Below are 22,461 nucleotides of genomic sequence, written 5' to 3'. Positions count from 1 at the left end.
CTGAATACTTGTCATGGCTGAGCAGTGTCCTGATTGAATCGCGCCGTGCCGCTCATGCCGGCCATCAGGTCAGGGAATTTCTCGTCGAGCCGCGCCTCCAGTTCGACGGTCTGCGCCACCGCATCGACCCGCGAATTGATCACCGTGACATGGGCCGGGTAGGTCTTCGCGGTTTCATGGATGCTCACTTGCAGCGGCATGCCCTTCTTCAGGGTTTTTAGCAGGTTCGAGGGCACGTTCAGGCGCACCTTCAACGCACCGTCGCTGACCAGATCGAACAGCGGCGTACCGGCGCTGACGGTCTGGTACGGCTTGACGTAGACCTTTGCCACCGTCCCGGAGAACGGTGCCAACACCTGGCAATAACCACTCTGGGCCACGCCCATGGCGCGGGCGCCCTCGGCTTTTTGCACTTCGGTGTTGGCCATCGAGACTTCGATGTCGCCAACGGCATTGAGCTGGCGCAATTGCTTTTTCGCTTCCAGGTTCTGCTTGGCCATCGCCAGTTCCGCCACCGCGACTTTGCTGCGCGCCTCGGCCTCGTTGCAGTTGAAGCGCGCCAGCACCGCGGACTTGGCCACGTGTTCGCCGAAGGTGGCTTTCAATTCACCGAGCGTCCCGTTCATCTGGCTGGAGAGGGTGGTCTCCAGCTCTGCGGCGAGCAGTACGCGGATGGTCGAAGCAGTGTCCGGGGGCGGGTCCTCGGCCTGAGCCCCAAAGGTGGCAGTGGTCAACATGAGCAACATCCATCGCCAATTACGGACGGGTCTGAACATTCGGCATTCCTTGCTGGGTGACGAGCAGTCGTTGCTGCTCCTGTTGGTTCAAGGTGTTCTGGATTTCCCGGGCCAGGGTCTTGATGTCGTGTTTGTCGATCTCGTTGGGCAGCACATCCAGCCCCACCGAGTTGTACAACCGGCCCCAGGCCGCCTGGGCGCTGGAGAAGGCGGCTTCGCGCTGGTAACGCGAGAGCAGGTAGCGACCTTCGGCACGGATCACCTCAAGCTCCGAGCCCAGGGCGCCAGACTTGGCGGCCTGGGCGTAATCGAGCAGGCTGCGGTCGACGCGCAGGCTCTCGTCGGTGAACTCTACCTCTTGACGCGCGAGTTGGTAGCGCAGGGTGCCGACCCGCACCTGGGTCAGGATAGCCATCGACAGCGCCACGCGCCGGGTGTCGTCGGTTTCGTTCTGGGATTTCTCCGCGGCGTTCAACGCCGGCAGTTGCAACAGGCGCAGCAGGTTCATCGAGACCTGCAGGCCGGTGCCCATCCAGTCGCTGTTGTAGAGGAACTTGTTGGAGTCGTACCGGTAGCCGTAGTCGACGCTGACGTTCGGCCACAGCTGCGCCTTGGCGATGTCCAGGTCCTTCTGGTTCACACGTTTGCGATACCACTCTTCCATGATTTCCGGACGGTTTTCCATGGACAGCTGTTCGAGTTGCGCCATGCTTTGGCGCACCTCTGGCAACGGCGGCTCGGTGGTGTCGGCCAGGACCATTTTCGAGCCCGGTGGCAACGACATCAGCGCCGCCAGTTCCGCCTGGGCGAACTCCAGGTCCTGGCGGCGCACGGTCAGCAGGTAGATCGAGTCGAGCAGGGCGCGTTGGTAGGCGAGGATTTCCTGGCGCGGCAACAGGCCCCGGTTTTCCGCGTCACGGGCCGAGGTCAGGGCGGTGTGGGTGCGCATCAGCAGTTTGTCGACTTCCGGCATCAGGCGTTGAGCACCGAGCGCGCGCCAGTAGGCGTTGCGCACATCCTGCAGGACGTTCTGTGCGACTTTGCGCCGGCGCTCCTCGGCCATCAGGATCTGATCGGATTTCTGCTGGGTGCGGTAATAGGCCACGCCGAAATCCAGCAGGCTCCAGCTCAGCCCCAGGCCGTAGAGTTCGCGATAGCGTTCTTCGGAGGTCGATGCGCGCAAGCTGACTTGCCGGTCCTCGATGCCGATGGAGGTGCCGCCGGAGTCGTTGTTGCGTCCGGCATACCCGGCCGACGCCACCAGGCGTGGCAGCATCTCATGGCTCGACACGTCGCGCAGGTCCGAGGCCAGGGCGCTTTCCATCAGCTTGAGGCGATAGTCGAGGTTGTACTTGAGTGCTCGCGCGGCCGCCTCGTAAAAGGTGATGGGCGCAGTGACGGCTTCCTGGCCGGAATACATGCGCGATTGATCGGCGAGGATGCGCTGGCGGTTTTCCTCATCGGTGGCGGGTTTTGGCTCCAGCGAAGAGCATGCGCTGAGCAGCAGCGTCGAAACGAGTGCGGAACTCAATAGCCTGGTCGCGGTTCTTTGCATATTCAATCCTTTGCGTTTACCGGTTCTTATTCAGTTCGACGGATTTTCGGGTTCACGATTGACCGGGTACAGCCGGTTGGCGGCATTGCGTAACTGGGCGCTGAAGCCCCGGGCCTGGCGCGGTTCGGCCGGTTTCTCCGCTTGCGCCGGGCCCTGGGTCATGTGGGCGCTGTCGATGGTGAACAGCGACGGATCGCTCAACAGGCCATCGGCGCTCAGGCTGGTGCGGCCCTGGCGTCCGAGAATCCACAGCAGGTCCAGGTCGCTTTCCCGGCGACTTTCACGCACGGCCTGGGCCACGAACTGGCCGGGGACGATGCCCAGTCCCGCGCCCAGCGAATCGCTGGTGAATTCGCCCACACTGGCGAGGCGCAGGTTGGAACCCCCCGCGCCCCAGGTCGAGATTTCGAGCAGCCGGGCTTCGCGCTCCACCACCGGAGTGATGAAGATCGCAGGTGTCGGATCGGGCAGGCGCAAATTGGCGTTACGGTCGTTCGGATCGCGGTCGAAGAAGTTGCCCTGCGGTGCCGGGATGAACGGCGTGGCGATGTCCAGGGCGATCACCAGTTCGGCCTGGTCGGTGGCGCCGTTGATGTCGCTGACGGTGTAGGTGAAGACATCCTGCAGCACCTGGCCCAGTCCGGCGGCGGCCAGCACCGCGGGGTTGCTCTGGTCGATGGTATAGGTGTAGCTGCCATCCGCGTTGAGGGTCAACGTGCCATAGAGGCCACGGATCGGCTGGCCGATCACGCCTGCGGTGCCGGTGCCGGTTTCGCTGCCGGTGCGCACGGCAACCACTTGCAAGCCATCGTTGGCATCCACGTCGCTGTCGTTGGGCAAGACATTGCCAGTGGCTTGCGGTGCCGGTACCTGATCGCTGGCGACGGCGCTGTCGTTCTGCGCCACCGGTGCATCGTTGGCGCCCTGGATCACGATGGTCAAGCGCGCATCCGAGGTCGCGCCAAAGGTGTCGCTCATGCGATAGGTGAAGGTTTCGCTGAGGGTATTGGCGGCGGTGCGCAGGGCCTGGACCTGCGCATTGTTGTTGTCGATCACATAGGTGTAGCTGCCGTCGGCGTTGAGGGTCAGTTGCCCGTAAAGGCCGACCAGCACTTGCCCTGCGTTGCTGCTCTGGCCGTTTTGGGTGCTGACGCTCAGTACCTGCTTGGTCTCGCCGTTGGCCACGCTGTCGACGTCGCTGTCGTTGGCCAGCACGTTGCCGGTGGCATTGCTGCCGGGGGTGCCGTTGTTGACGCCGCCGGCTTCCAGGGCGGTGCTGCCATCATCCTGGGCGATGGGGTTGTCGTTGCGCCCGTCGACGGTGATTTGCAGTTCGGCGCTCGAAGAGGCGCCGAAGACATCGCTCAGGGTGTAGGTGAACAGGTCGGTCAGGGTCTGGCCGCTGATCCGCAGGGCCTGGACCTCGGCCAGGTTGTTGTCGAGGTCATAGCGCCAGGCGCCATCGGGCAGCAGGATCAACGTGCCGTATTGCCCGCGCAATGCCGTACCCACGACGCCTGCAGTGCCGGTTTCGTTCAGGCCGCCGGTGTGCAGGGCCGTGACGGTGAGGGTGTCGCCCTCAAGGTCGGTGTCATTGCCGATCACGTTGCCACCGGGGTTGACGCCGGCCTGCGCGTTGTTCAGGCCGCCGGCTTCCACCGCGGTACCGGCATCGGTATTGGCGACCGGTTTGTCATTGCGCCCACGGATGATGATGTGAATTTCCGCCAGGTCGCTTTGCCCGCCAAGGTCGGTGACGCGGTAGGTGAAGTGTTCATCGAGAAATTGCAGCGGCCCAAGGGACAGGATGGTCGGGTTGCTGGTATCGACGATGTAGGTGTAGTTGCCGTCGGCGCCGATGATCAATTGGCCGAACTGGCCGTTGACCAGCGTGCCGTTGGTGTTGTCGGTGCCGGCATTCACCGCATCCAGCGCACCGCCCGCCGCTTCGGTGCCGAAGCGGATGCCGCTGACGTGCAGCACATCGCCCTGGTCGACATCGGTGTCGTTGGGCAGCACGTTGCGGGTTGGATTGATGCTGTTGCCTGCGCCATTGTCGGCCACGGCGACCGCCACGTCATTGGTTGCCACCGGTGCATCCCAGGCGCCGTCGATGCGGATATTGAGTTGCGCGATGTCGGTGGCGCCCGCGGTGTCGCGCATGCGGTAGGTGAAGGTTTCCACCAGCGAATCGCCGGGCTTGAGGGCCTGGACCGCGGCCAGGTTGTTGTTGATCACGTAGCTGTAGGTGCCGTTGGCGGCGATGGTCAGGGTGCCGTACAAACCGTTGAGGGTCTGGCTGGTGGCGACCGTGGTGAAGGTGCCGCCCGCCGCTTCGGTGCCGCCGCGAATGTCGGTGACGGCCTTGCTGTCGTTGGCATCGACGTCGGTGTCGTTGCTCAGCACACTGCCGCTGGGGTTGAGCCCCGGCGAGGCGTTGAAGGTGCCGCCGGCTTCAACGCCCACAATGCTGTTATCGACCGCCAACGGGTTGTCATTGGTGCCGCGAATGATGATGGTCAGGGTTGCGGTGCTGGTGGCGCCGGCCAGGTCGCGGATCTGGTAGGTGAAGGTTTCTCTCAGCACATCAGCGATGGTGCGCAAGGCCTGGACCTGCGGGTTGCTGTTGTCGAGCACGTAGCTGTAGTTGCCGTTGGCACCGAGGGTCAGGGTGCCAAAGGCGCCGGTCAAACCGGAGCCGATCACACCGACGGATGCGCCCTGGCGAACACCGACCACGCTGAAAGCTTCGCCATTACCGTCGACGTCGCTGTCGTTGCTCAACACGTTGCCGCTGGGGTTGATCCCCGGGATGGCATTGTTCAAACCACCGGCTTCGATGGCGGTGTTGGCATCGTTCTGCGCAACAGGCGCGTCGTTGGCGCCCTCGATGGTGATGGTCAGGGTCGCGGTGTCCTGGGCGCCGCTGGCGTCGATCACGTTGTAGTTGAAGCTGTCGGCGAGGGTGTTGCCGGCACGCAAGGCCTGGACCGCCGGCATGCTGTTGTCCAGCCGGTAGACGTATCTGCCGTCGGCATTGAGCGTAAGCCAGCCGTAGGTGCCGCGCAGTTCGGCGCCGAGGGTTCCGGCGGTGCCCGCCGAGTTCTCGATACCGGTGCGCACGGAGGCCACCGCGCGGGTCTCGCCGTTGGCCACGCTGTCGACGTCGCTGTCGTTGGTCAGCACATCCCCGATCGGGTCGCGGCCGGGCAGGTTGTTGTTGACGCCGCCGGCTTCGATGGCCGTTGTCGTAATATTCGGGATGGTGCCGTCATCTCTGGCCACCGGATTATCGTTCTGGCCGCGGATCAGTACGATGATTTCGGCGGTGTCGGTTTCCGGGGTCGGGTTCACCCCATCGCTGATGGTGTAGGTGAAGCGTTCGAGCAGCAGGTCGGTATTGCGGCGCAACGCCTGGACGTCCGGGTTGTTGTTATCGAGGGCATAGCTGTAGCTGCCGTCGGGATTGATGGTCAGGGTGCCGTACACACCGATGACCACCGTGCCGCCCGCGACCACCGGTACAGGGGTTCCAGGCGTGCCTTCGGCGCCGGCCCGAATGAACGTGACGGTCAGTGGGTCGCCGTCGGGATCGAACGCCGTGGCCGTTGCATCACCCACGGGGTCGACACCTGGCGTGGTGTTGTTGACGCCGCCCCGTTCGGTGGCGATGGAAATGACGTTCTGCGCCACGGGCGGGTCGTTGACGCCGCGTACGGTGATCTGCAGTTGCGCGGTGTCGGTCAGCCCGGCGGTATCGACCACGCGATAGGTGAAGTACTCGGTCAGCGTCTGGCCAGCGGTCAGGGCCTGCACCGCGGCGTTGGTGCTGTCGACATCGTAGAAAAACGAGCCGTCGGCGCCGATGCGCAAGGTGCCGTACAAACCCGCGATCACCGTGCCATTGGCCTGGGTGCTGCCGGCGGTGACACCGTTGAGCACGTCATTGAGCGGGTCGTAGGTGGCCTCGCTTTTGTTGATCACGCCATTGACCTGCAACTGTTCGCTGGGCCGGTCGGCCGCATCGACGTCCTGGTCGATGCCGTTGTCGACGGCAACCGGACGACTGGGGAACAGGATGACGTTGCCGGTCGGGTTGCTCTCGGCGGCGTTGCCGTTGGTGGAAGCGGCCTGGGCGTCGGCGAAATCGTTGCTGGCCACCGGGTTGTCGTTGGCGCCCTGGATGACGATGCGCAATTGTGCGACATCATTGAGGCCGCCGGCGTCGGTTACCCGGTAGCTGAAGAACTCGATCAATTGATCGCCGGCACTCAGGCGCTGCACGGTGACGTTGTTGTTGTCCAGCACGTAGCGATAACTGCCATCGGGGTTGATGGTCAGCGTGCCGTACAGGCCGGCGACGGCGGTAGGGCCGGTGACCGGCGTGATCGTGCCGGAGCCTGCTTCCGGCACTGGCCGAATGGCGGTGACGGTTTTGGTCTCGCCATTGGCCACGCTGTCCACGTCTGTGTCGTTGGCCAGAACATTGCCCACGGCATCGCTGCCTGGCGTGCCGTTGAACACGCCACCGGCTTCGATCGCGGTGCCGTTATCGTCGACGCCCACCGGGGTGTCGTTGGCGCCTTGAATGGTCACGGTCAGCCTGGCGATGTCGGTGGCGCCGGCCAGGTCGCTCAGCACGTAGTCGAAACTGTCGGTCAGGGTCTGGCCGGACAGGCGCAAGGCCTGGACCAGTGGATTGCTGTTGTTGACGATGTATTGGTAGGCGCCGTTGCTGCCGACCAGCAGTTGGCCATATTGGCCGTTGATAGCCAGCACACCGACAATCGGCGTTTGTACCCCGGAACCGTTGACCGAGGCCACGGACACCACATGCAGTTGATCGGCGTTGGTGGCGATGTCCACATCGGTGTCGTTGGTCAGCAACTGGCCGGTGGGGTCGACGCCGATCACGTTGTTGTTGGTGCCGCCGGCTTCCACGGCGGTGGCGCTGTCGTTGACGCCGATCGGTGGGTCATTGACCGGGGCCAGGATGATTTGCAGGGTATCGGTGTCGGTCAGTGCGTCGGCGAGAGTGCCCGGCGTGCCGTCGTTATTGGCGTCACCGAAATTGCCCTGGTCGTTGCTGACCACGGTCAGGGTGTCGGTGCCGTTGAAGTTGGCGTTGCCCAGGTAGCGCAGGCTGGCCAACACGGTGTTGACGTCGGCCAGGGTGCCGCTGAGGGTGAGTCTGTCGGAGTTGGCGCCGGTGACGCTCACCCCTGGCAGCGCAGTGCCCAGGGACAAGGTGCCGTGCAGCACGCTCAAGGTCACGCTGATGTTGCGCCCAGCCACGTTCGGATCACGATCGACGTCGATATCCGCCACGCTGATGCCACCGATGTTCAGCGTGACATCCTCCAGCCCTTGCTGGTTGCCGGGCAGGGTGTTGACCGGCGCATCGTTTTGCTCGACATAACCTGCGTTGGCCGCCTGGGTATCGGCATCGCCCAGGGTGATGGTGATCTGCCCGAGGGTGGCGCCGTCGCTATCGATGCGCACGCGCAGATCGCCCAGCGGTTGCGGGTAGCTGACCCGCCCGGCGGGCGCGTCGATGCGGAACACGCCCAGGGGCAGGACGCCGAAGCGGTACTGGCCGTTGGCGTCGGTCACGGTGCTGAAAGTCAGGTTGTCGGCGGTGGTGCCGAGTTGCCCGTCGGCCCCGGCCCAGGTCAGGGTCACGGTCTGCCCGGCGAGGCCGGGGCCATCCGGGACGGTGCTGGCGTCGGCCGAGGCCGTGTCATTCCACAAGGTGCCGGTGATCACCCCGAGCCCTGCGTTGTCGCGCAGGATGTACTGGTTCGGTCCGACCGTGCTGCCGGTGCGCTCGCCATCGATGGCGCCGTCGGTTCCGACGCTGTTGCCGCCCCAACTGGTGAAGTCTTCGGGCAGGCTGCTCCAGGTCAGCGTGGCGTTGCTGCTGGCGATCACCGAGTCGTTGGGCAGGGTGACCTGGTATCGCACCTGAACCTGGGCGCCGACATCCAGTTGATCGAAATTGACGCTCACGCCACCGGTTGTGCTGAAGGTGACCCCCGCGGGCAAATTACCCGGGCCGAAGGTGGTGCCATTAATGGTGACGCTGACCAGCGTGTAGTTGCTGCCGCTGGCGAAGCTGTCGCTGACCTGGGCGTCGAACGCCGGCAGGCCGCCGTTCTGGGCGAAGCTCAGTTGCACCGTGGCGGTACCGGTGCTGCCTGTTGGATTCGGGTTGAAGCCCACCACCTGTTTGTCCAGGCCATTGAAGCTCGGTTCGACGATGCGCTCGACAAGCGTATTGCTGGCCGCGCGGCCCGCGCCGTTGACGATCTCCCGAGCGCTCGCACCCAACTGGGCGCCGGCGACGTTGCTCGCCTGGTTGGTGACGCGCACGTTGAATTCCAGCACCACGCCTTCGAGGTCGGCGTCCGTACCGCCGCCGTTGACCACGTTGCCGAGGTTGAACGTAATCGTTTGGCTGCCGTCGAGGTTGGTGACCACGGTCAGTCGGCTGGGGTCGAACACGCCAGTGGGGCTCAGGCCGAGCAGGTCGGGGGTGATCGGCAAGGCTTGCGGGCTGTTCTCGTTGCCGCTGATGTTCAGGGTGCCGCCGACGATCAGGTTGACATCGCTGGTCAGGCCACCGTCGGCGATGAAGCCGATGCGCAGGGCGTTGACCAAGGCATCCGGGGAGATGAATTGCAGGCCGTTGGCCAGGGTGATCTGCACCTGGTAGTTGGGGTTGTTGCCTTCCGGCACCAGTACCACCACGCGGTAACGGATCACTTCGCCGATGGTGACCGCTTCCACCGGCGCCGTGGTCGGTGCCGGCGCTGCGGTGTCGGGCAGGCCGCCGACCCGGGAAATCTGGATCGCCTGGGCCACCGGCACGATCAGGGTCGAGGCGTTGCGATAGTCGTTGAGCGTGCCGCCATTGAGCAGCCCGTCGACACCGGTCCGTTCGCCGCCCTGGGTGCCGTCGAGGCTGGTCCATTGCACGGTCGCCAGGTTGGCGAAGTTTGACTGGGACGCCGCCGTGGCATTCACCACACCCGACAGGCTCAAGACGATGCTGCCGCCCTTGGCGATGTCGATGTTGGCGCCGTTGGCGGTGCGCAACTGGCCGTTGACGATTTCGAAATCGATCCCGCCGTTGTTGGTCGCGCCGTTCTGGTACAGCACGCCCGTCAGGGTGATGTTGCTCAACTGGGTCGGCAGGTTGTCGAGGAAACTGATGTCGAAGGCGTTGAAGTCGCTGCCGCCGGCGCCATTGCTCAGGGTGATGGTGAAGGTCACCGTATCGCCCTGGTCGTAACCGCCCAGGCCCGAGGTCGAGGTCAAGACCTGCGTGACCGCCAAGGTCGGCTCGCGCACGGTCACGGTGGGTTGGCCACCGGTGAGGGCGACGGTGCGGTCCACCGCCACGGTGCCGTTGGGCGTGTCGCTGTCCGGGTCGCTGAACAGCAGTTGTGCGCTGTTCTGCAGGGCCTTGTTGGCCTGGTTGGTCAGCACGTTGTTGGCCACCAGTTGCAGGCGAATCACGAAGCTGTTGTTGCCGGTCTGGTTGTCGGCGGTGGCGCCGGACACGCTGAAGGTCCAGCGCGCATCGACGCCATCGCCGCCCAGGGTTCCGCCCTGGCCGGCAAACCCGCTGACCACGATGCTGCCGACAAAATCGGCGCCCAGCGCGCCGCTACCGGTGCGGGTAGTGATGATCTGGTAACCCAGCCCACCGTTGAAGCTGGTGTCCAGGCGCATGCCCGGCGGGATCAGGTCTTCGATGCGCAGGGTTTGCGTGCTGCCTTCGGGCAGGGTGACGACGATGTCGTAGCGCATGCTTTCGCCGATCACCAGGTCTGCGCCGGTGGTGTGGCTGGCGCTGGAGTCGCCGTTGTCCAGGGTGCCGTCGGCGAACACTTTGCTGATCACTGGCGCGGCCACTTGTTGGCTGGCCAGATCGGTCAGGTCGGTAGGGGTGAAATCGCTGCCGTTGTTGACGCTGGCGTAATTGCTCAGGGTGGCGGTGCTTTGCAGGCTGCGGCTGGCTTCGATGGTTGAACTGACGACCACGTCGTAACTGATCACCACCACATTGGCGCCGCTGGTGTCGGCGGCGGTGCCATTGCGACCGGCGAGCAGGGTGGCCTGGCCACCGGCATCGAGGAAGGTGATCTGGTTGCCAGTGACGCTGTAGTCGACGCCGAGCACCAGCGCGGTACCGTCGCCGCGGAATATTTGCAGGTTAGCGGCGGCCAGGCTGCCACCGACGAAACTCAGGCCAGTGGGCAGGGCAATGCTGGTGCTGACGTCGAACGCGCCGCCACCGCCGGTATTTTCGATGGCCGTGACCATGCGCAGGGTGTCGCCGCCATCGATGCCGGTGATGTTGCCATCCACCGCGGTGAGGTCGGTCACGCTGCCATTGAACGGCACCCCGGTGGTGCCAGGTGGGTTCCAGCTGCCGGTGGTGTTGCTGACCGTACCGTTGGTGCCCGACACCACGCCATGCTTGATCGCCAGCACCGGTTCGGCGATCGACACGATGGCCACCACATCCGAGGAAATCAGCGTGCGGTCGGTGAGGGTGGTTTGCTGGCTCGATTGCGCCAGCACATCCAGCGAGCGCTGATCGGCGAAAGGCTGGTTGCCGACCCGGATGGTGAAACGCACGACGATGCGGCTGCCGGTGGTGTCGGCGGTGACGAAGCTGCCGAAGTCGAAGGTGATCGAGTTGCCGGCACCGCTGGTGACCGTGAGCACGCCACCGGTATTGGTGTTGCCGGGGCCGATTTGCCATTGGCCGGGATCGCCGCCTATGGCCCAGGCCACACCGCTCACATCGAACAACGGCAGCGGCAGGTAAGCGGTGAGCTTGAACTGCTCGTAGTCACCGGTCACCAGGTCGTAGCTCAGTTCGAAGGTGACTTCATCACCGGGTCGCAACTCACCGCTGGCTGGCGGCGTGCCGTCATTGACCTCGACGATCTTGATGTCGACGGTGTTGGTCGGGATCACGCTGGTGGTCGTCGAACCGTCGGTTTCGCTTTGCCCGGTCAGGTTGAAAATGTCTTGCAGCAGCGTGCCGTCGACCTCGGCCGTGTTGCCCAGTTCGTCGCCTTCGTTGATTTCGCTGTGGGGGTTGCCCGATGGCGGCTTGTAGGTCTGGCCGACAATCGCCGAATAGCTGAGCACCGCCAGCACCGCGCCTTCCAGGCGATCGTCAAAGGCCAGGTCACCATTAAGCCAGCCACGAATATTGGAGAAGGCATCGCGTAGCGATTTGGCGATGTCGAAGACCATCGAGGTGGTGCCGTCGGGGTTAGGCGCCACCGACGTCGCCAAGGCAATGGTTTGCGGCACGCCAGCGAGGGTGACGGTCAGCGTGGGTGTACCGCTGAGGGCTTGCCCGTCGCTGAGCTGGTCGCGAATGATCAGTTGGCCTTCGTTGAAGAAATCCTTGCCGAAGGCGAAGTAGTCGGAGATCGCCAGGTTCAGGGTGTATTGCAGCGTGTCGCCGGGGGTGATGCCGGTCTGGCCGATGTCCGTCTGCAAGGTCACCTGTTTGAGCAGGGTAATGGACTTGGCGACAAAATCGGTGGGCTGGCCGGTGCCGGAAAAATCGATGGTGGTATTGGGCGCCGTAACATCACGCGGGTCCAGTGGCGTCCATTGACCGCTGGCCGTTGGCGCGCCGAGGGTGATGGTCACGTCATCGCCGGTGACCGGGTTGATGATCGCCTGGCCATTGGCGTCGACTTCCGGCACGTAGAACGCCACCTGGGTATTGGTCGCGGCGGTCAGGCTGTCGTATTCGACGGTAAAGGAATTGATGAACACGGCGTCGGACGCAATCAGCGTGGCGATGGCGGTAGGGTCGGTGACCACGGTGCCGTCATGCAGGGTGATCGAGGTCAGGCGCCCGCCAGCACCGGGGGTGATGGCCGTGACCTGGATGTTGTCCGGCAGCGGCTGGGTGACGATGACATGGTTCAGCGTCTGGCCCGGTGCGGGGGTTACGGTCACTGTCAGGGTGCGGCTGTAGTTCGGGCCGGTAGCGGTTTCGCCCTCGGGTGTGGTGAGGGTCTCGTCGAAGGTGATGACGGTCGGGTGCACGATAAAGGGCAGCGTACCGGCCTGAATCAGGGCCGGGTCGTCGAAGGGGTTGTCCAGTGCATCGTTACCGAACTGAAAGCCGCCGCTGGCGCGAATGGTCAGGTCCGGGCTGCCATTGGAGAAGTTGGTGTCGGCCAGATTGCTCAGGCTGGCGCTGACTTGGACCGAGATCACCGGCTGGTCGGTGGAGACGCTGGCGAAGGGAAGCTCGATGACCACCAGTTGATCGCCAGGCTGCATGCCGAACGCGGCGGCGTTGATGGTCAGGAAGTTGCCGCTGGCGTCCTTTGCAATGGGGTGGGTGGCGTTACCCGCGGCGTCGAACACCACCACGTGGGTGACCAGGTTTTGCCCCAGGTAGCTGGCGGATATGAAACTCACGCCATCGTCGCCGTCCTTGCCACTGGTGGGCATGAACAGGGTCAGGAACGGCGCATAACCTTCCTGGCCTGAATTGTTGCTGAAGTCGACGGTGAAATTGAAACGGTCGCCCAGCAGGACGTCGGCGCCGCCTGCGGGCAGGGTCACGGTGGGCGCGGCATCGGCCAGCAAGCCCTCGAAGCTGGCGATGGCGGTGCTGCTGAGGGCGATGAGCTTGTCGATGTCACCGACTCTGGTTTCCAGGGTCCAGTCGCCGCCCGCCGCGCTGTTGCCGGTGTCGTTGTTCGAGGCGGCCACGTCGGCACCGGTCCAGCGTGCCAGCTCGGTGACCAGGGTTTTACCCGCGGCCCCTGCGCCGATGTCACAACCGTAGAGCTGGATGTCGGCGCCCTGGGTCAGGTTGTTGCGCCATTGTTCGAGGGTCTGGCCGAGCTGGTCGACGTTGTCGGAAGTGATCGTCCGGTTGCCCAGGGTGAATTGCCCGGCAGCGCCGTGGGACAGCACCTGGATCGAGTCGACCTTGCCCAATTGAGCCAGTGCCGCGGAGATCGCTGCCAGGCCATCCTGGCCTACGTTGACCACGATAGCCGTGACATTGGCGGGCAGTTGCGCCAACAGTTGTTCGCGGTTTTCGATGCGGCTGTCGAGCACCAGCAGGGTGCGCGCAGCGGAAGGCGCCTGCTCCGTGGCGGGCCGGCCTTCGGTCGGGGAAGCGGGTGTGGCAGCGGGGTCGGTGGCCGGGTGTGCGGTTTCCGCCGGATCACTGTGATGCTGGTCGGCGGCGGCCGAAGCCGCTGCACCGTCGAATAGAATCCTTGGCTCCAGGGCCAGAGCCTGGCGTTGCGGGCGCAAGTGAAGGCCGGAAAAAAGACGCGGTGTTACTGACATAGTGGAAATCCTCAACCTGCGTTGAACCAATCCCTTGTACAAAAAGCCCACTATTGGACACGATTAGCGTAGATCCATATTTTGAGGAATCCAGGCTGAAAGCAGCTATTTAAGCGGCTTTCAGACTTTCGGCGAAGAAGCCACTTGCCATCATTGAGGCAGTTTTGCAGGGTTTGAGGCGGATTTTTCCTCTACAAGCTTGTACGCCACGTAGTACTTGTAGATGTTGCCGACGTAATCCACGGTCTCCCGGCCCACCACTTGCGCCGCCGCTTGTTCAACATTACCAAACCAGACGTTTTTGTCCAGATTGGACTTTTCTGCCAGTGCGCGGAACTTGCGCAGGTTGCCGGGCCCGGCGTTGTAGGCGGCGAAGGTCATCAGGGTTTTGTTCATCTGGTTCAATTGCGGGTCGTTCAGGTACTTGTCCGCGAGCAGGCGCATGTACTTGCTGCCGGCCTCGATGTTTTTGTCGGCGCTCTTGTCGATGCCGCCGATGCCCACGGCGGGGTCCCTGGCGGTTGTCGGCAGCAGTTGCATCACGCCCACCGCGCCTCTGGGGCTGCGGGCTTGCTGGTTGAGTTGCGACTCCTGGAAACCCTGGGCCATGAGCATCAGGTGATCGAAATCATAGGTGCTGGCGTGGCGGTTGAAGATCTCGACCATGTCCTGGAATTTCTTCATCTCCTCTTCCGACGTGGCATTGAGCACGCGCTTGCTGCTGTTGGTGACGTACTTGGTGCGCAGGCTGTTACCGAACGTAGTGCCGATCTTGTGGGTCTTCACGAAGCCGGCGAGTTGTTCCTTCAGCTGCGGGCTGTCCTTGCGGATGGCCCAGGCAAATTCGGAGTTGTCATGCACGACAATGTCGTCGTGAATCTGCATGTCGATGTACAGCGGTGCCCAGATTTTCGCGATGTAGCGATCCACCACCGTGGCCTTGAGCAACCCGGCATTGACCATTTGCAGCAGGTCTTCGGACTCCAGGTTTTCATCGGCGGCTTTCAGGTCGATGGGCGCCAGGCCTTGCTCCTTGAAGGAGGCGCTCAGCGCCTGCAGGTGCTCGTAATAGCTGCTGGAGGCGCGCACGGTGATTTCCAGGCCGGACAGGTCTTCCAGTTTTGCCAGGGGTTTGCTTCCTGGGGCGGTGACCAGGATTTCCGGGATGTTCACGGCGAACGGGTCGGCGAAATCCACGTCCTTGAGACGCGCCTCGGTCACGGTCAGCCCGCCGGCGGCAATGTCGCCAACACCCTTCATCAGCTTGGGCATCAACTCGTTGCGCGGGGTAGGGATGAACATCACCCGCCATTGCATGGATTTTTTCCCGTAGGGCTGTGTCTTGTTCAGCCAGGCTTCCAGCCCCTTGCCAAGTTCATAGCTGAGGCCGCGTTGGCGTCCGCGATCGAGTTCGAAAAAGGTTTTGCTGTAGGGCACCAGCACCCGGATCAACCGGCGCTCGCGCATGCCCTCGAAATCGCCGACCCAGTCCGGCAGAACCGGCAACACCAGTTTCTGCACTTCGGCTTCTTCAGCGGGTGTCAGTTCGACGGCAGGCAGTTCGGGTTGGGGTTGTGCCAGGGCTGCGTTGAGCCCACACAGCAAGAGCATCAGGGCTAATTTACGACAGTGACTCCATACATTGCGCATGTTCACTCACCGACAGGGCAGGGAGATCGGGGTTACATGCCAGTATGGCTAGTGGTTGGGCTTTTACCGCATGGATCAACAACGTTCGTTTGCTCAGCAGGGTTCTTTGTATCAGTCCATCGCTCTAATCCGGGGCTTGCGCGGTCACTGTCGTAAAACTGTCATGTTCCGGTCATACAATTGACACGGCTTCTTACACTTTCCTTCAGTTGGCCTTTGGCCTTTTTCATGGATGAGCAAGTCCCATGCGTCGTGTCGTATTCAATCAGAAAGGCGGTGTTGGAAAATCCAGCATTGCCTGCAACCTCGCCGCCGTGAGTGCTGCCGAAGGCTACCGGACGCTGCTGGTTGATCTCGATCCCCAGGCCAATTCGACTCACTACCTCACCGGCCTGATGAACGAGGACATTCCTGCGGGCATCGCCGATTTTTTCAAGCAGACCTTGTCCGGCGGTTTCGAGGGCAGGAAGCACCGCGTGAACATCACCGGCACGCCTTACGCCAATCTCGACCTGGTGACCGCCAGCCCGGAGTTGTCAGACCTGCAGTCAAAACTCGAGAGCAAGTACAAGGTCAACAAGCTGCGCAAGCTGCTGGTGGAACTGTCCGAGGACTATGAGCGCATTTACATCGACACACCGCCGTCGTTGAATTTCTACACCTTCAGCGCCTTGGTGGCGGCGGACAGATTGCTGATTCCGTTCGATTGCGACAAGTTTTCTCGCCAGGCGCTGTATCGCGTCATCGCGCAGGTGGAAGAGCTGCGACTTGATCACAATGAGTCACTGACGGTGGAAGGGGTGGTGGTCAATCAGTTCTCCGGGTATACCGGTTTGCACCAGCATCTGGTGGATGAGCTGTTGGCCGAAGGGCTGCCTCTGCTACCGGTTTACCTGAGCAGCTCGGTCAAGATGCGCGAGTCTCATGAAGTGTCGGTTCCGCTTGTTCATTTGGCTCCTCGACATAAGCTTTCGCTGGAGTTTGCCAATTTGCTGGATGCTTTAGAGCGAGCGGCTTAGGTGAGTTCTCCGCACATAGGTGCATATTTGGATTGGGTGTATATCCATTCCTGCGGTAACGGCCACTTAGGGTTTCGCCCTTACGGCGAGTCACTTGGAAGAGCCCCAAGTAACCAAGGGCTCTTGCCCCTGGCGTTCGGTGCCTCGCTAATGCTCGGCATGCCCTCGCTCCGGTCCTGCTCCGTGGGCCCGCCGCGATGGGCCATCCTTGGCCCAGCGCGGCTAAACCGGCATCCATGCCGGTTTACCCACTGCGCAGAACCTCCACTCGGCCTCTCGATGGGGCAAGAAAATCAAAAGCCAAATCAACAGCCAAAGCGAGGCGGCCTGACAGCCGACCTAATTGGTAGCTGTACGCGTTCCTCCTGTAGGAGCCAGGCTTGCCGGCGAAGAACGATAACGCGGTACAACAGATACACCGCGGCGCCTGGTTCGCCGGCAAGTCGGATCGCCGCACCGCTGGCTCCTACAGGGGATTGGGGTGTCTGGAAAAGATCAGGTCGGCTTTAAGGCCGCCTCGCTTTGGCTTTGGATCTGGGTGCCCCGTTAAACCACGATGGCCGAACGCAGGCATTGCGCAGTGGGGAAACCGGCAGGACGCCGGTTTAGCCGCGCTGGGCCAAGGATGGCCCATCGCGGCGACCCACGGAGCAATGCCGGAGAGAGGGCATGCCGAGCCCTAGCGAGGCACCGAGTGGTGGGGCAAAGCCTTTTGCTTACTTTTTGGCGTTTGAAAAAGTGAGTCGCCGTAAGGGCGAAACCCTAAGTGGCCGTTACCGCACCAATGGATATGTACGCCAAAAAAAGGGTCAGGCCCCCGCGCTATTCCTGTTTATCCTCACCGCCCAAATCCGCCTTGCGCCGATCACTGCCGTTCGGGTTGCCGACATTGATCAGCCTTCTTTCCAGCAGAATGTTTTGCAGTGCCTCCCGCTCTGACGGGGACATCTGGTGCTCTCGCTCCTTGAGTTCAAGCAGGATCGGGCTGGACCACTGGCGATAGGTTTGTTCGGCATTACGCGTGGATGACATCGGTTCCTCCTTGAGTTGATTTCTGCCAATCAAAACGCCTCGGTTCGATACGCAAAGTGACCCTAGCCGAGGAAGGCCATTGTTGCCAATGCCTCACATCGGACAAGCCCATGCACCGGCTGCAGCGGTACGCCGGACGTAGTCACGAAAGTCCCGCGGCGGCCGCCCCAGTGCTCGTTGCACGCCATCGCCGAGCGCTGTGTTGCGGCCATCGAGTACGGTGGTGAACAGGTACATGACCAGGTCGATCAGCGGACGCTCAAGCTGTTGCTGTTCCAACGCCTGGCGATACTCATCGGCCGGCACAGAGATGAACCCGATGTCGCGGTTTGCTGCGCGGCCAATCTCGGCAACCGCCTCGGCGAACGTCAGCGCCCGTGGCCCGGTCAATTCATAGAGCTGACCTGAGTGACCGGGTTGGGTCAGTGCCGCGACGGCGACGTCGGCAATGTCCTCTGCGTCGACAAATGGCTCCGCGACAGGGCCGACGGGCAGGGCCAGTTCGCCTTGCAGGAGCGGCTCGAGAAAGTGCGCTTCGCTGAAGTTCTGGCAGAACCAGCTGGCCCTCAGCAGGGTCCAGTCGACACCACTGTTGCGCACCACGCTTTCGGCCTGTTGCGCCTCGATCTCCCCGCGCCCCGACAACAACACCAACTTGCGCACGCCCAGTTCAACGGCCTGGTCGGTGAATGCCTGAATGCTCTCCAGGGCGCCTGGTACCGCAAGGTCGGGTTGATAGCAGATGTAGGCCGAGTGGACACCTTCGAGCACCGCGGCCCAGGTCGATCGATCGTCCCAGTCAAAGGCCGGGTTCGCCCCTCGGCAACCCTGGCGAACGGGCAAGTCGAGTGCTTGCAAACGTTGAACGATGCGCCGACCGGTTTTGCCCGTTGCGCCGAGAATCAGGATGGGCTCTTGAGAGGTTTTCATCGCGTTCATCTCCAATGAATAATGTGAGTGGTACTCACGTTTAAAAGATGATAAACCCTCATATTTTCCCGTCAACCGGCCGAAGCGCAAAACCGACGTATGGACGCGACCTGTTGGGTCCGACTGCGCACAATGCTAAGGTGAGTGATTGTCATGTTATTGATCGGGGAGGCAGCCACGTGCCGGACCACACCACTGAAGTGCCCCAGCAAGCGCCGAATCGACGGGTCCCTGCGCAACAACGCAGCCGTGAACGTCAGGAGCGAATTCTTGCCGTGGCCACGGAGTTGATAACGAGCAAAGGCAGCGATCAGGTGAAGATGAGTGAAATCGCCGGGCTGTCGCAGATTTCGATTGGCTCGCTTTATCAGTACTTTCCCGACAAAAGCTCGATCGTTCGCACCTTGGCCGAACGCTATAACGCCCAGAGCCGTGATTGTATCGAGGCGGCGCTGGCAACGGTCGAAGATGTGCAAGGGTTGCAAGCGGCCTATACGGCGCTGCTCGATCAGTATTACGAGATTGTCCTGGCAACGCCGGCAATGCGCGATATCTGGTCCGGCATGCAGGCCGACAAGCAATTGCTCCAGCTGGAACTGCAAGAGAGTCGTATCGCCGGCGCCATGCTCGCCCAAGCTATGCAGCGGGTAGCGCCAGGCGCCGACATGCAGCGCCTGGCGGATTCGGCATTTTTGATCTGGCACCTGGGAGAGGCGACCATGAGGCTGGCGGTTTCATCCGGGCCTGAGGAAGGTCGCCGGTTGGTGGAGGCTTTCAAGCGCATGTCGCTGCACGAAATCCTCGGCCTGGTGCGTCAATAACCAGTAAGGATTGGGCCAACAGATTCGACCCAATCCTGTTGTCGCTAGACAAAGGCCTGCCCGTGAAAACCCCGTGGCAACCGTTGCAGTCCGGCCATGGCGGTGAGCCGCTCGGTCCAGGCCTGGCGCCAGTCATTGACCACCTGAACGGTCTTGGCCTTGCGGGCGGCGCGGCGTGCAGCGTTGCGTTCGGTTTTTCGCGCCTCTTTATAAGCGTCGGTGTTTCGACAGCTTCTGCATTTCACCCGATTCAGTTCCCGGGTGGAGGTGAGGTTGCTGCCCTTGTGACCGCAGGCCAGGTGCCCGCTGACTTTGAAGTGGATGACCATCAGAACGCCTCCTTCATGACGAAGTAATCGTTGGACAACCCTGCTTCAGTGATGTTCGCCACTTGCGGGCGCAAAAAAAATCCCAGCGCCAGGCTGGGTTGGGGGCAGGAATCAGACAGACACACACGCGGTGACGATAGCGTCGCCGGTCATGCGTCCCGCGTCAGGTGGTGTCTGTCATCGGTATCCAGATGCTCATCTGAACCGTGGCAGCGGTGGGTCGACTGGCTTGAGCGACGACAGTGTATTGCGGATCAGCGGCGTATCCTTTTCGATGTCGTTCAGGCGATCACGAATTCTGAGCGCAGTCGGGTGTCCGCCTTGATGATCGACCCAGTCGGCGATTTCCTTGCACGCGGCAGCCAGGCGAACCTGACGGGAGTCGAGCAGGGTGAGCAGGGTGGTGATGGACTCTTTTTCGGACATCGGGAACACCTCCATTGAGAAAACCTGAAGATTGGCAGTAAAAAGCCCGCCGCAAGCGAGCTTTCTACCGATGTGGCGCCGATCCTTCAGCCTTTTCAGTATAGACCCGTAACCGCTTGGCGGATGTTCGTCAGCCTTGCCGGACCGTCATTTGCGACCGGGCATTGAGCTGTTGGCATATGCGTTGGGCATCACGTTCAAGATCGTAGCCGTCACCGATGAAACCGTTGGTGCGGGTATCGGCGATGCGGTACCAGACGGCGGCTTCAGCGGGTTGATGTACGGTTTCTCCAGCCCGGCGTCCATGGATGATGATCTTGTTGCAGCGCTTGACGACGAAAATGTCTTCCATGGCTTCACCGCAGCTGATTGGCGTACAGATCAACTATAGAAGCCATTTGCAATCGTGCAAAAAATAGGCAGGTCAGTTCGTCGGCTCAACGGCCATTTTCTCCAGCAGCATCGCCAGCCCGACTTCCTCCGCCCGCAGGCCTTTACGCACCCTCGGCCTTGGCAGTTGCGCCAGGGCGCCGAGCACAAAACCCTCGAGCACCGCCGGGTGGATGTAGCACTTGCGGCAGACTGCCGGGGTGTTGCCCAACTGCCTGGCAACGTCCTTGACCATCGCCACCACGTGCTGTTTGGCCTGTGATTCGGGTTGCCACTCCAGCTCGCGCAACACGGCCAGGGCCAGGACGCTGCCGGCCCAGGTGCGGTAATCCTTGGCGGTGAAGTCGGCGCCGGTCAGGGTTTGCAGGTAGGTGTTGACGTCGGCGGACGTGATGGTGTGTCGCTCACCGTTTTCATCGAGGTACTGAAACAGGTTTTGCCCGGGAATCTCCTGGCAGCGCTTGATGATCCGCGCCAGTCGCCGGTCCTTTACGGTGATTTGATGTTCGACGCCACTCTTGCCGCGAAACTGGAACAGGATTGCGCTGCCGTTGACCTCCACATGCCGGTTGCGCAGGGTGGTCAGGCCGTAGGAGCGGTTGTCTCGCGCGTACTGGGTATTGCCGACGCGGATCAGCGTCGCGTCGAGCAAGGTGATAACGGTGGCCATGACCTTGTCGCGGCTCAAGCCCGGTGCCTCCAGCAAGGCTTCCAGTTGTTTGCGCAACTTTGGCAGGGCCAGGCCGAAATCCCGCAGGCGCGAGTATTTGTCGCTGTCGCGCACCTCGCGCCAGCGCGGGTGGTAGCGGTACTGCTTGCGCCCGCGGGCGTCGCGGCCGGTGGCTTGCAGGTGACCGCGCGGGTCGGTGCAGATCCACACGTCGGTGTAGGCCGGCGGCACCGCCAGGGCATTGATGCGCTGAATTTCCTGCGGGTCGACGATGCGCTGGCCAGTGGGGTCGAAATAACAGAATTTGCCGCGCAGTTTCCGACGGGTGATGCCCGGTTGGGTGTCATCGACGTAATGCAGGTCACGGGGCAGTGCATCGGGCATGGCGATTGTCCTGGGCGAGGGATCGGGGGGCCGTTACAGCCATTGACCCCGCGCCGCGCCAGTCGTGCCCGCGCCGTTATGCCAGCACGGCCACGGCCTTGATCTGCGCCCAGAGTCGCTGGCCCGGGTGCAGGTGCAAGTGGTCCCGCGAATAGCGGGTGATACGCGCCAGCAAAGGGCTGCCCTCGGCGTCCAGGCGCACCAGCACATGGGCGCTGTTGTCGGCAGGCATTTCACTGACCACCGTGACTGGCAGGCGATTGAGGATGCTGCTTTGGTAATCGCCTTGCAGGCTGAGGCTGACATCCCGCGCCTGGACCTTGCATCGCAACGCCTGGCCCGCGGCCATCGGCGTGTGCGTCACGCGAATGTTCAGGTCGGTATCGGGCAGTTGTAGCGTCAACAACTGGTAATGGGCGTCATAGGCAGCGACATGCCCCTGGATCACAACGCCGGCGTCGTCACCCAGCGCCAGGGGCAAGTCCAGGCGTGCCAGGGTCTGGCCGATGGGGCCGCTGGCCAGTGCCTTGCCGTCGCTGAGCAGGACGATGTGGTCGGCCAGTTGAGCGACTTCATCCTGGGAGTGGCTGACATAGAGCACCGGGATGTCCAGCTCATCGTGCAGGCGTTGCAGGTAAGGCAGGATCTCGCTTTTGCGTTGTGCGTCCAGCGCTGCCAGGGGTTCGTCCATCAACAGCAGTGTCGGGCTGGTGAGCAGGGCGCGTGCCATGCCGACGCGCTGGCGTTCGCCGCCGGAAAGGTGCTGCGGATGCCGGTCGAGCAGATGACTGATGCCCAGCAGCTCGGTTGCGTGTGCCATGTCAACCCGGCGCTGGGGTTTGGGGATGCGCTTGAGGCCGAATTGCAGGTTGGCCAGCACCGACAGATGAGGGAACAGGCTGGCTTCCTGAAACACGTAACCCAGTGCGCGCTTGTGCGGTGGGACGAAAATCCCCTTGGCGCTGTCTTGCCACAGCTGCTCGTTGACCTGGATAAATCCCTCGTCGGCCCGTTCCAGCCCGGCGATGCAGCGCAGGCAAGTGGTCTTGCCAGAACCGGAGTGCCCGAACAGCGCCGTCACCCCACGGCCGGGCAACTGCAAATCGACATCGAGGGCGAACCCCGGATAACTCAGCTTCAAGCGCATTTGAATCATC

13 protein-coding genes are annotated in these 22,461 nt (G+C 62.5%); 2 read left to right on the top strand and 11 right to left on the bottom strand.

Annotated features, from left to right (window positions below; translation table 11 throughout):
• Nucleotides 1–11: 11 nt before the first annotated feature.
• The 4 genes from OH720_RS18130 to OH720_RS18115 form a co-directional block, all read right to left on the bottom strand.
• Nucleotides 12–737 (bottom strand): efflux RND transporter periplasmic adaptor subunit, encoded by a 726-nt coding sequence (locus OH720_RS18130; protein WP_272602300.1) that lies wholly within the window; start codon nucleotides 735–737, stop codon nucleotides 12–14.
• A 19-nt stretch (nucleotides 738–756) separates the two neighbouring features.
• On the bottom strand, nucleotides 757–2,292 hold the full coding sequence (locus tag OH720_RS18125; RefSeq protein ID WP_272602299.1) for a TolC family protein: 1,536 nt from the start codon (nucleotides 2,290–2,292) through the stop codon (nucleotides 757–759).
• A gap of 30 nt (nucleotides 2,293–2,322) precedes the next feature.
• Nucleotides 2,323–13,653, bottom strand: coding sequence for a VCBS domain-containing protein (locus OH720_RS18120; RefSeq protein WP_272602298.1), 11,331 nt, complete (start codon nucleotides 13,651–13,653; stop codon nucleotides 2,323–2,325).
• Between the two features lie 150 nt (nucleotides 13,654–13,803).
• Nucleotides 13,804–15,303 (bottom strand): lytic transglycosylase F, encoded by a 1,500-nt coding sequence (locus OH720_RS18115; RefSeq protein ID WP_272602297.1) that lies wholly within the window; start codon nucleotides 15,301–15,303, stop codon nucleotides 13,804–13,806.
• 245 nt (nucleotides 15,304–15,548) lie between these two features.
• Here OH720_RS18115 and OH720_RS18110 point away from each other — a divergent pair, with 245 nt between their 5' ends.
• Complete coding sequence (locus OH720_RS18110) at nucleotides 15,549–16,322, top strand: ParA family protein (protein ID WP_272602296.1); 774 nt, start codon at nucleotides 15,549–15,551, stop codon at nucleotides 16,320–16,322.
• Between the two features lie 822 nt (nucleotides 16,323–17,144).
• On the opposite strand, the gene OH720_RS18105 is transcribed toward OH720_RS18110, so the two are convergent.
• The gene (locus OH720_RS18105) at nucleotides 17,145–17,354 is read right to left on the bottom strand and encodes a hypothetical protein (RefSeq protein ID WP_008055678.1); all 210 of its coding nucleotides are present in this window, start codon (nucleotides 17,352–17,354) and stop codon (nucleotides 17,145–17,147) included.
• Between the two features lie 93 nt (nucleotides 17,355–17,447).
• On the bottom strand, nucleotides 17,448–18,284 hold the full coding sequence (locus OH720_RS18100; protein ID WP_272602295.1) for an NAD(P)H-binding protein: 837 nt from the start codon (nucleotides 18,282–18,284) through the stop codon (nucleotides 17,448–17,450).
• 179 nt (nucleotides 18,285–18,463) lie between these two features.
• Between OH720_RS18100 and OH720_RS18095 the strand changes: the two genes are divergently transcribed.
• On the top strand, nucleotides 18,464–19,105 hold the full coding sequence (locus tag OH720_RS18095; protein WP_272602294.1) for a TetR/AcrR family transcriptional regulator: 642 nt from the start codon (nucleotides 18,464–18,466) through the stop codon (nucleotides 19,103–19,105).
• 44 nt (nucleotides 19,106–19,149) lie between these two features.
• Here the strand turns inward: OH720_RS18095 and OH720_RS18090 are convergent, their stop codons facing one another.
• From OH720_RS18090 to modC, 5 genes are all read right to left on the bottom strand, one after another.
• Nucleotides 19,150–19,434, bottom strand: coding sequence for a hypothetical protein (locus OH720_RS18090; RefSeq protein WP_272602293.1), 285 nt, complete (start codon nucleotides 19,432–19,434; stop codon nucleotides 19,150–19,152).
• Nucleotides 19,435–19,629: 195 nt separating this feature from the next.
• A complete protein-coding gene (locus OH720_RS18085) occupies nucleotides 19,630–19,860 on the bottom strand; it encodes a hypothetical protein (RefSeq protein WP_008055683.1) in 231 nt (76 codons plus the stop codon).
• 130 nt (nucleotides 19,861–19,990) lie between these two features.
• Entirely contained in the window at nucleotides 19,991–20,212 is a 222-nt protein-coding gene (locus OH720_RS18080) for a hypothetical protein (protein WP_008055684.1), read from the bottom strand.
• Nucleotides 20,213–20,284: 72 nt separating this feature from the next.
• Nucleotides 20,285–21,304: a DNA topoisomerase IB gene (locus tag OH720_RS18075; RefSeq protein ID WP_272602292.1), complete on the bottom strand. Its 1,020-nt coding sequence runs from the start codon at nucleotides 21,302–21,304 to the stop codon at nucleotides 20,285–20,287.
• 76 nt (nucleotides 21,305–21,380) lie between these two features.
• Complete coding sequence (gene modC, locus OH720_RS18070; RefSeq protein ID WP_272602291.1) at nucleotides 21,381–22,460, bottom strand: molybdenum ABC transporter ATP-binding protein; 1,080 nt, start codon at nucleotides 22,458–22,460, stop codon at nucleotides 21,381–21,383.
• Nucleotide 22,461 lies beyond the last annotated feature (1 nt).

This window comes from Pseudomonas sp. WJP1, assembly GCF_028471945.1.
Taxonomy (GTDB): Bacteria; Pseudomonadota; Gammaproteobacteria; order Pseudomonadales; family Pseudomonadaceae; genus Aquipseudomonas.
This window is presented reverse-complemented; position numbering and strand designations above follow the sequence as displayed.